The 9,453-nt window shown below is 69.8% G+C and carries 10 protein-coding genes; 6 read left to right on the top strand and 4 right to left on the bottom strand.

Annotation, left to right across the window (positions count from 1 at the left end; genetic code table 11):
* The 4 genes from A5691_RS23870 to A5691_RS23855 all read left to right on the top strand — a co-directional run.
* Nucleotides 1–1,413 (top strand): alpha/beta hydrolase (locus A5691_RS23870; RefSeq protein ID WP_156734815.1); only part of this gene is annotated, 1,413 nt, incomplete at its 5' end.
* Between the two features lie 13 nt (nucleotides 1,414–1,426).
* Nucleotides 1,427–2,713 (top strand): arabinofuranan 3-O-arabinosyltransferase, encoded by a 1,287-nt coding sequence (gene aftC / locus A5691_RS23865; protein WP_231982312.1) that lies wholly within the window; start codon nucleotides 1,427–1,429, stop codon nucleotides 2,711–2,713.
* A 62-nt stretch (nucleotides 2,714–2,775) separates the two neighbouring features.
* Nucleotides 2,776–3,186 (top strand): peptide-methionine (R)-S-oxide reductase MsrB, encoded by a 411-nt coding sequence (gene msrB / locus A5691_RS23860; protein ID WP_067756057.1) that lies wholly within the window; start codon nucleotides 2,776–2,778, stop codon nucleotides 3,184–3,186.
* Between the two features lie 172 nt (nucleotides 3,187–3,358).
* Nucleotides 3,359–4,207, top strand: coding sequence for an endonuclease domain-containing protein (locus tag A5691_RS23855; protein WP_068019286.1), 849 nt, complete (start codon nucleotides 3,359–3,361; stop codon nucleotides 4,205–4,207).
* Nucleotides 4,208–4,321: 114 nt separating this feature from the next.
* Here A5691_RS23855 and A5691_RS23850 read toward each other — a convergent pair whose 3' ends face one another.
* The 4 genes from A5691_RS23850 to hemE are packed head-to-tail and all read right to left on the bottom strand — an operon-like array spanning nucleotide 4,322 to nucleotide 8,173.
* Nucleotides 4,322–5,074: a class I SAM-dependent methyltransferase gene (locus A5691_RS23850; protein WP_067756051.1), complete on the bottom strand. Its 753-nt coding sequence runs from the start codon at nucleotides 5,072–5,074 to the stop codon at nucleotides 4,322–4,324.
* Nucleotides 5,071–5,766 (bottom strand): hydrogen peroxide-dependent heme synthase, encoded by a 696-nt coding sequence (gene hemQ / locus A5691_RS23845; protein WP_067756046.1) that lies wholly within the window; start codon nucleotides 5,764–5,766, stop codon nucleotides 5,071–5,073. Before hemQ ends, A5691_RS23850 begins: the two co-directional genes overlap by 4 nt.
* A gap of 5 nt (nucleotides 5,767–5,771) precedes the next feature.
* Entirely contained in the window at nucleotides 5,772–7,127 is a 1,356-nt protein-coding gene (locus A5691_RS23840; RefSeq protein ID WP_068019288.1) for a protoporphyrinogen oxidase, read from the bottom strand.
* Entirely contained in the window at nucleotides 7,124–8,173 is a 1,050-nt protein-coding gene (gene hemE, locus A5691_RS23835; protein WP_067756041.1) for a uroporphyrinogen decarboxylase, read from the bottom strand. The genes A5691_RS23840 and hemE overlap by 4 nt, the downstream gene beginning before the upstream one ends.
* A gap of 58 nt (nucleotides 8,174–8,231) precedes the next feature.
* Between hemE and A5691_RS23830 the strand changes: the two genes are divergently transcribed.
* Together A5691_RS23830 and A5691_RS23825 are read left to right on the top strand one after the other, a co-directional pair.
* A complete protein-coding gene (locus A5691_RS23830) occupies nucleotides 8,232–9,053 on the top strand; it encodes an enoyl-CoA hydratase/isomerase family protein (protein WP_067756038.1) in 822 nt (273 codons plus the stop codon).
* A 76-nt stretch (nucleotides 9,054–9,129) separates the two neighbouring features.
* A partial coding sequence (locus A5691_RS23825; RefSeq protein WP_156670129.1) for a DUF3000 family protein occupies nucleotides 9,130–9,453 on the top strand: 324 nt, incomplete at its 3' end.

Below are 9,453 nucleotides of genomic sequence, written 5' to 3'. Positions count from 1 at the left end.
AGCGGCCCGCCGCCCATCGCGGCGCCCAAGAACGACCTGCCCTGGCACGACTGCACGTCGCGGGTGTTCGGCGACGCCGCGGTCCCCCCCGCCGCCGGGGTCCAGCTGGACTGCGCGAACTACGACGCGGACCTGGACCCGAACGGCGGCGGGACCGGCACCGTGAGCGTCGGCGTGGTGCGCGCCCGCTCCAGCCAGACCCCCCGCGACGCGGGCCCGCTCGTCTTCACCACCGGCTCGGACCTGCCGTCGTCGGCACAGCTGCCGGTCTGGCTGTCGCGGGGCGGCGCCGACGTGCTGCAGACGCACCCGATCGTGGCCGTCGACCGGCGCGGCATGGGCATGTCGAACCCGATCGACTGCCGCGACTCGTCCGACCGCCAGATCATGCGCGACCAGGCGCAGTTCCAGACCGGCGACGATCCCGTCGCCAACCTCTCGGACGTGGCGAACACCGCCACCACCAACTGCACCGACGCCATCGCGCCGGGCGCAGGCGCCTACGACAACGCCCACGCCGCCTCGGACATCGAGCGGCTGCGCACGCTGTGGGACGTGCCCGCGGTCGCGCTGGTCGGGATCGGCAACGGCGCCCAGGTGGCGCTGGCCTACGCCGCGACGCGCCCCGACAAGGTCGCCCGGCTGATCCTCGACTCGCCAGTCGCCTTGGGCGTCAACGCCGAAGCCGCCGCCGAGCAACAGGTCAAGGGCCAGCAGGCCGCGCTCGACGCGTTCGCCGCCCAGTGCATCGCGGTGAACTGCGCGCTGGGCGCCGACCCCAAGGGCGCCGTCGGCGCCTTGCTGGCCGACGCCCGCGCCGGCAAGGGCCCCGGCGGAGCGTCCGTCGCCGAGGTGGCCAACGCCATCACCGTCGCGCTGGGCTTTCCCGCCGGCGGCCGCGTCAACGCCACCACCAACCTGGCCAACGCCCTGGCGGCCGCCCGCTCCGGCGACACCAACCAGCTGACCAACCTGATCAACCACGCCAACGCCACCGAGGACTCCGACGGCCAGTTCGTCAACACCTGCAGCGACGCCGTCAACCGCCCCACCCCGGACCGGGTGCGCGAACTGGTGGTGGCGTGGGCCAAGCTATACCCGCAATTCGGCACCGTCGCGGCGCTCAACTTGGTCAAATGCGTGCACTGGCCCACCGGTTCGCCCCCGGCGCCGCCGAAATCGTTGAAGGTCGACGTCCTGCTGCTCGGCGTGCAGAACGACCCGATCGTCGGGACCGAAGGCGTCGCGGCGACGGCGGCGACCGTCATCAACGCCAACGCGGCCAGCAAGCGGGTGATGTGGCAGGGCATCGGCCACGGCGCCAGCATCTACTCGCCGTGCGCGGTTTCCCCGCTGATCGGCTACGTCAACAGCGGCAAGCTGCCCGGGACCGACACGTACTGTCCCGCCTGATACTTTGCGCTTCGTGACGGCAGCTGACTCGACCCGAACCGGCCTGCGCGATCGGACCCTCGCCGCCTTTCGTCCAGGTAGCGGCGCGCCGAGCCCCGCGGCGATACTGCGGTCCGCGTTATGGCCGGTGGCCATCATGTCGGTGCTGCACCGAAGCATCATCCTGACGCTCAACGGCAACATCACCGACGACTTCAAGCCGGTGTACCGGGCGGTGCTGAACTTCCGGCGCGGCTGGGACATCTACAACGAGCACTTCGACTACGTCGACCCGCACTACCTGTATCCGCCCGGCGGCACCCTGCTGATGGCACCGTTCGGCTACCTGTCCTTCACGCCGTCGCGGTACCTGTTCATCCTGATCAACACCGTGGCGATCCTGATCGCCTGGTACCTGCTGCTGCGGTTGTTCAACTTCACGCTGTCCTCGGTGGCCGCGCCCGCCCTGCTGCTGGCCATGTTCTGCACGGAAAGCGTCACCAGCACGCTGGTGTTCACCAACATCAACGGCTGCGTGTTGCTGGCCGAGGTGCTGTTCTTGCGCTGGCTGCTGGACGGGAAGGTGCGGCACCAGTGGTGGGCCGGGCTCGTGATCGGGTTGACGCTCACGCTCAAACCGGTGCTGGGGCCGTTGCTTCTGCTGCCGCTGCTGAACCGCCAGTGGCGGACGCTGGTGCCCGCGTTCCTGGTCCCGATCGCCATCAACGCGGCCGCCTGGCCGCTGGTCAGCGATCCGGCCGACTTCGTCACGCGCACGCTGCCCTACATCGGCGGCGTCCGGGACTACTTCAACAGCTCGATCGAGGGCAACGGCGTGTACTTCGGCCTGCCCACCTGGCTGATCGTCTTCCTGCGGCTTCTGTTCACGGCGCTCGCGATCGGCGCGCTGTGGCTCCTCTATCGCTATTACCGCACCCGCGACCCGCTGTTCTGGTTCACCAACTCGTCGGGCGTGCTGCTGCTGTGGTCGTGGCTGGTGTTGCCGCTGGCCCAGGGTTACTACTCGATGATGCTGTTCCCGTTCTTGATGACGGTCGTGCTGCGGAATTCCCTGATCCGCAACTGGCCGGCTTGGCTGGGGATCTATGGATTTCTCACGCTCGACGACTGGTTGATCTACCGGTACATGAGGTACGGCCGCGCGCTGCACTACCTCAAGATCACCTACGGCTGGTCGCTGCTGTTGATCGTGGTGTTCACGGTGCTCCTGTTCCGTTACCTCGATGCGAAGGCCGAGGACCGGCTGGCCGACGGCATCGATCCGGCGTGGGTGCCGGTTGGGCGTGATGGCGCTCGGTGATCGCCGGGCGCGGCTCGACGCCGGGCGCGGCGGGTCACCGCAAATGGCGCTAGCGTGGAGACATGAGTAGCCCGAAGCTCCAACTCTCCGACGACGAGTGGCGCCAGAAGCTGACGCCCGAAGAGTTCCACGTGCTGCGTCGCGCCGGCACCGAGCGGCCGTTCACCGGTGAGTACACCGACACCAAAACCGAAGGCATTTACCAGTGCCGGGCGTGCGGCGCCGAATTGTTCCGCAGCACAGAGAAATTCGAGTCGCACTGCGGCTGGCCGTCGTTCTTCGACCCGGCCGACTCCGACGCGGTGATCCTGCGGCCCGACCACTCGATGGGGACCACGCGCACCGAGGTGCTGTGCGCGAACTGCCACAGCCACCTGGGCCACGTGTTCACCGGCGAGGGCTACCCGACGCCGACCGATCAGCGCTACTGCATCAACTCCATCTCGCTGCGCCTGGTGCCCGCGGGGACGTAATCCCTTTCGGGCGCCGCCGCCGCGCGTCGGCCGCCGCGTCGCGACCCGTCGGCCGCCGGCTGCCTGGTGTCGGCTGCCGCGACACTTAAACCACGCAGACGACACGCCGCAAGGCTCCGCCATCGTTTAAGTCTCGCGGAGCCTGCGGGAGCGTCGTGACGTCTTTCCCGGTGTGGACGACGTGTTTGTCGGCAGCGAGGCATTGCGGCGGGGAGCCCTGAGCCGGCACCAGCTGCGAGCTCAGTTTCGCGCGATATATCCCGACGTCTATCTGCCGGCCCACGCCACGCCGTCGCTCCGGACGCGTTCCGTTGGGGCGTGGTTGTGGTCGGACCGCCGCGGCGTGCTCGCCGGACTTGCCGCGGCCGCCCTACATGGTTCGCGGTGGATCGACGACGACGAGCCGATCGAGCTGATTTGGCGAAATCCGCATCCACCGACGGGCGTGATCGCCCGCAACCAGCGAGTCGGACCCGACGAGGTCACCCGTGTCAACGGGCTGCGGGTGACCTCTCTCGCGAGGACGGCGTTCGATTTGGCCAGGCGGCCGCCCAGCGGCGAGGCGGTAGCGCGACTCGATGCGCTGATGCGCGCGACCCCGTTCTCGAGCGAGGAGGTCATGCTGCTCGCCAAGCGTCACGCAGGGGCCCGCGGACTGCGGACGCTGCGCACAGCGCTTCCGCTGGTCGACCCGGGCGCGGCATCCCCGAAGGAAACGTGGCTGCGGTTGCTGCTGATCGACGCCGGGCTTCCCGCTCCCACGACGCAGATACCGGTGCAGGTGAACTGGCGACTCGTTGCCGTCCTCGACATGGGTTGGGAGGAATACAAGGTGGCCGTCGAGTACGACGGCGACCACCATCGCACCAACCGCAGCCAGTATGTGCGGGACCAGGATCGGCTCCGCAAGCTTGCCGAGCTTGGCTGGGTTGTGATCCGGGTGATCGCCGAGGACAAGCCCGACGACGTGGTACACCGCGTGCGGGCCGCCCTCGCCCGTCGTGGATGCCGCGACACTTAAACCACGCACACGACACGCTGTAAAGTCCCGCCACGGTTTAAGTCTCGTGGAAGGAGCGAGCCTGGCGCGAACGCGGGCCGCCTCGCTCGAGGCAGGCCGCCAAGTGAGACGAACTCAGTCCACCCGGGTGGCGTGCACTTCCCAGAACGGGGCGTGCGCGCGTGCGCCCTCGAGCCAGGGCTCGACCACGCGGAAGCGCTCGAGCAACTCCCGGGCCTGATCGGCCATGTCGGGATTGCGCGCGGCCATCAGCTCGATGGACTCGACGCTGATGTTGACCTGATAGGTGGTGGTGCCGAGATACGTGATCTCCCAGCCGCCCGCGGGAAGCACGTCGCGAAAATCGTTCTCGGACAACGACCGCAGCATCTTGAAGCCGTTGATGTTGTGTTGTCCGAACTCGAACATGTACAGCCGCGCGCCCGGTTTGGTCGCGCGGTGCAGCGCACGCACGTAGGACTGCCGAAGCTCGGACTCGGTGCTGAACGTGTGGTAGAAGGCGCAGTCGACGACCGTGTCGAACCGGCCGTCGAACCCGTCCAGCTTGGTGGCGTCGGCCAGCTCGAAATTGACCGACACCCCGGCCTTTTCGGCGTTCTGCCGCGCGCGCTCGATGGCTCCGGCCGCCCCGTCGATGCCGGTCGCCGCGTAGCCCTTCGAGGCGTAGTAGATCGCGTGATGGCCCGGCCCGGTGCCCGGGTCGAGCACCTCGCCCTTGATCGCACCGAGCGCGACCAGCTGCTGGACCACCGGCTGGGGTCCGCCGATGTCCCACGGCGTTGCGGTGGGCAGGCCGTGCGACGTCCGCTCATCGCGGTACATCTGCTCGAAGCGGGTGGGATCGTTGGGGTCGAAAGCGGTCGTCATGGCAGCGCGTTCACCAACTGCTCGACCGACACCCGCGGACCGGTGAAAAACGGTGTCTCCTCGCGGGTATGCCGCCGCGCGTCGGTCGCGCGCAGCTCGCGCATCAGGTCAACGATGCGGTGCAGTTCGGGCGCCTCGAAGGCCAGCAGCCATTCGTAGTCGCCGAGCGCGAACGCCGGCACCGTGTTGGCGCGCACGTCCTTGTACTCGCGGGCGGCCATGCCGTGTTCGGCGAGCATGCGGCGCCGTTCCTCGTCGGGCAGCAGATACCACTCGTAGGACCGGACGAACGGATACACGCAGATGTAGTTGCCGGGCTCCTCGCCCGCCAGGAACGCCGGGATGTGGCTCTTGTTGAACTCGGCGGGCCGGTGCAGCGCCACGCTGCTCCACACCGGTGTGCAAGCCCGTCCGAGGGTGGTGGTGCGCCGGAAGTCGGCGTAGGTGGCCTGCAGCGCTTCGATGTTTTCGGCGTGCGTCCAGATCATGAAGTCGGCGTCGGCCCGCAGGCCCGCCACGTCGTAGAGGCCGCGCACCACGACGCCGCGCTCCTCCTGCTGCTTGAAAAACCGCGACGCGTCATCGATCACGGCGTCGCGCTGTTCCCCGAGCTCGCCCGGCCGCACCGAGAAGACGGAGAACATCAGGTACCGGATCGTGGCGTTGAGGGTGTCGTAGTCGAGCTTGGCCATGGAACCTATCGTGCCACTTTCAGATCGAGGGCCTCGACCGCGCGCCCGGCCGCCCCGACGCACGCCGGCACCCCGATGCCGTCGAGGTAGCTGCCGGCCACGGCGAGCGTCGGCGGCAGACCTGCCCGAATCTCGGCGACCAGCTCCGCGTGGCCCGGCCCATACTGGGGCATGGCGTCGATCCAGCGCTGCACGCGAGCGTCGAGGGGGTCGACGGCCAGCCCGAAAACGTCGACCAGGTCGCTCACCGCCCAGCCCAGCAGCTCGTCGTCGGAAACGCTGGTGGCCACGTCGTCGCTGCAGCGGCCGAACGACAGCCGCAGCAGCTGGGCGTCCCCGCGGGCGCCCCATTTGCGCGACGAGAGCGTGATCGCCTTGCCCCGCAACCGCTCCCCCGTCGCGACCAGCACACCGGAGCAGTCCGGGAACGGCGTGCCGCCCGGCACGGCGAGCGCGACCACCACCGACGACGCGTTGGTGATCCGGCCTGCGGCGGCGGCGCTGCCCGGGGCGATCTCGGCGAGCAGGCGTGCCGCGCGGTGGGCCGGGACGGCCAGGATCACCGCGTCGGCGTACCAGCGCGCACCGGTGTCGTCCAGCAGCGACCAGCCGGCCTCGGCGCGGGCCAGCCGCTGCACCCCGGCCCGCACCCAGTGCGGCCGGGCGCGCGCGACGAGCGCGTCGAGCAGCACCTGGTAGCCGCCGTCGAGCGCACCGAATACCGGAGCGCCGGTCGCCGGCGGCAGCGACTGCCGCACCGCGTCCGTCAGGCTGGAGGCGCCGCGGTCCAGGGCCGCCGCGACGCCGGGGGCCGCCGCGCGCAGACCGATGGTGGCCGCCGACCCCGCATACACCCCGCTCAGCAGGGGATCCACCGACCGGGTCACGACCTGCTCGCCGAACCGCTCCCCGACCAGTTCGGCCGTCGCGGGGTCGCTGCCGGGCCGCCAAGCGAGAGGCCGGCCGGGTTCGTCCTCGATGCGCGCGACGGTCGCCGCGTCGACCAATCCCGCCACCGAGGCGGCCGACGACGGAATCCCGATGACCGTGCCGGTGGGCAGCGGATGCAGGTTGCGCTGGCTGTAGATCAATGGGCGCGCGCCGGTGGACACCAGTTGGCGGTCCGACAGGCCGAGCTCGGCCAGCAGCGCCGGCATCTCGGGCCTGCGCAGGATGAACGCCTCAGCGCCCACGTCCATGGTCTGCCCGCCGACACGCTCGGTGCGCAAGATGCCACCCAGCCGGTCGGCGGGATCGAACAGGGTGATGTCAGCGTCGTCGCCCACCGCGGCGCGCAGCCGGTAGGCCGCCGTCAGCCCCGAAATCCCGCCCCCGACAACGCAATACGACGGAGAAGTCATAGGGAGTGGACCAGCGACACCAGGTCGGTCAGCACACCGGGGTCGGTGTCCGGCAGCACGCCGTGGCCAAGGTTGAAGACGTGACCGGTCGCGCCCGCGTCGACGGCTTGGCGGCCGTCCTCGACGACGGCGCGAGCGGCGCGTTCCACGGCCGGCCACCCGGCCATCAGCACCACCGGATCGAGGTTGCCCTGCAGCGCCGTTCCGGGCGCGACCCGGCCGGCCGCGTCGGTCAGCGAGGTGCGCCAGTCCACGCCCACGACCGTCGCGCCGACCGTCGACATGGCGCCCAGCAGTTCGGCGGTGCCGACCCCGAAGTGCGTCATCGGCACGCCGTATTCGGCGAGGGCGCCGAAAACCCGGGCGCTGTGCGGTTGCACGTAGGTGCGGTAGTCGGCGAGTGACAAGGCGCCCGCCCACGAGTCGAACACCTGAATGGCGTCCACCCCGGCCTCCAGCTGCACCCGCAGGAAACCGACGGTGATGTCGGTCAGCTTCTCCATCAGCGCGTGCCAACTGTCCGGTTCGGCCAGCATCATCGCCTTGGTGCGGGCGTGGTGGCGGCTCGGTCCGCCCTCGATCAGGTAGGACGCCAGGGTGAACGGCGCCCCCGCGAAGCCGATCAGCGGGACCGCGCCGAGCGCGGCCACCAGCAGCGTGACCGCATCGGAGACCGGCTGAATCCGTTGGCGGTCAAGGGGTTTCATCGCATCGACGTCGGCGGCGGTGCGCACCGGAGACGCGATCACCGGCCCGACACCCGCGACGATGTCCAGGTCGACGCCCGCGCCGAGCAGCGGCACCACGATGTCGGAGAACAATATGGCCGCGTCGACGTCGTGGCGCCGCACCGGCTGCAGGGTGATCTCGCAGACCAGCTCGGCGTCGAAACAGGCCGACAGCATGTCGGTCTGGGCCCGCAGCGCCCGGTATTCGGGCAGCGAACGGCCGGCCTGCCGCATGAACCACACCGGGGGCCGGCCGGGTTTGCCGCCGGTGACGGCGGCCAGATACGGCGACTCGGGGAGGTCGCGACGGGTACTCATCGTCCTCAATGCTGCCACGGCGGCGGCCCCGTCCCCGCGCTGCGTACTATCAACGACCGTGCCAGTCAGCCAGCCTCCGGTGAATTACGGCGAGTTCCCCAGCCTGCGCTGCGAAGTGGGCGACAACGGCATCCTGACGCTGGTTCTCGACGCCCCCGGCCTCAACTCGGTCGGCCCGCAGATGCACCGCGACCTCGCCGACATCTGGCCGGCGATCGCCCGCGACCCCGACGTGCGCGTCGTGCTGGTCCGCGGCGAAGGCAAGGCCTTCTCGTCCGGCGGCAGCTTCGACCTGATCGCCGAAACCATCGGCGAGTACGAGGACCGGATCCGCATCATGCGGGAGGCCCGCGACCTCGTGCTCAACATGGTCAACTTCGACAAGCCGGTCGTCTCGGCGATCCGCGGACCGGCCGTCGGGGCGGGCCTGGTGGTGGCCCTGCTCGCCGACGTCTCGGTGGCCGGTCGCACGGCGAAGCTGATCGACGGGCACACCAAGCTGGGCGTGGCCGCCGGCGACCACGCCGCGATCTGCTGGCCGCTGCTGGTCGGCATGGCCAAGGCCAAGTACTACCTGCTGACCTGCGAAACCCTGCTCGGCGAAGAGGCCGAGCGGATCGGCCTGGTGTCCACCTGCGTCGACGACGACGACGTGCTCTCGACGGCGACGCGGATCGCCGAGGACCTGGCGCGGGGCGCGCAGAACGCCATCCGCTGGACCAAGCACAGCCTCAACTACTGGTACCGCATGTTCGCGCCCGCCTTCGAGACCTCGCTCGGCCTCGAGTTCCTCAGCTTCAGCGGCCCCGACGTGCAGGAGGGTCTGGCCGCGCATCGCGAGAAGCGGCCGGCCCGATTTACCGGCGGAAACGCCTCCTGAGCTGGCTCGATACGCCCGGATGAGGTCTGGTAACGGCTTGGTCGCGGTCGGCGCGCCTGGTTTCGCCTGTCGGCCGATGGGTCTACCGTCGGACCCTGTGACCCGTGCCGCGACGACGAAGAGCGACCGGGATGAACAGGAGCGGCGCCAAGTGACCTCAGCTGAACCGGAGCCATTCCGCGAGGCGGTAGCGGCGATGAACGGCGTCACCGTGCGGTCGGAAATCGAGCTGGGCCCGATCCGCCCGCCCCAACGCCTGGCGCCCTACAGCTACGCGCTGGGGGCCGAGGTCAAACATCCCGACCGCGAGATCATCCCGGAGCGGTCCGACGGCGACGCCTTCGGCCGACTCATCCTGCTGTACGACCCGGAAGGCGCCGACGCGTGGGACGGCACCATC

Origin of the sequence: Mycobacterium sp. E183 (genome assembly GCF_001667735.1) — a bacterium.
Classification (GTDB): Bacteria; Actinomycetota; Actinomycetes; order Mycobacteriales; family Mycobacteriaceae; genus Mycobacterium.
The sequence above is the reverse complement of the archived record's forward strand: the minus strand, read 5'-3'. Positions and strand labels throughout refer to the sequence as shown.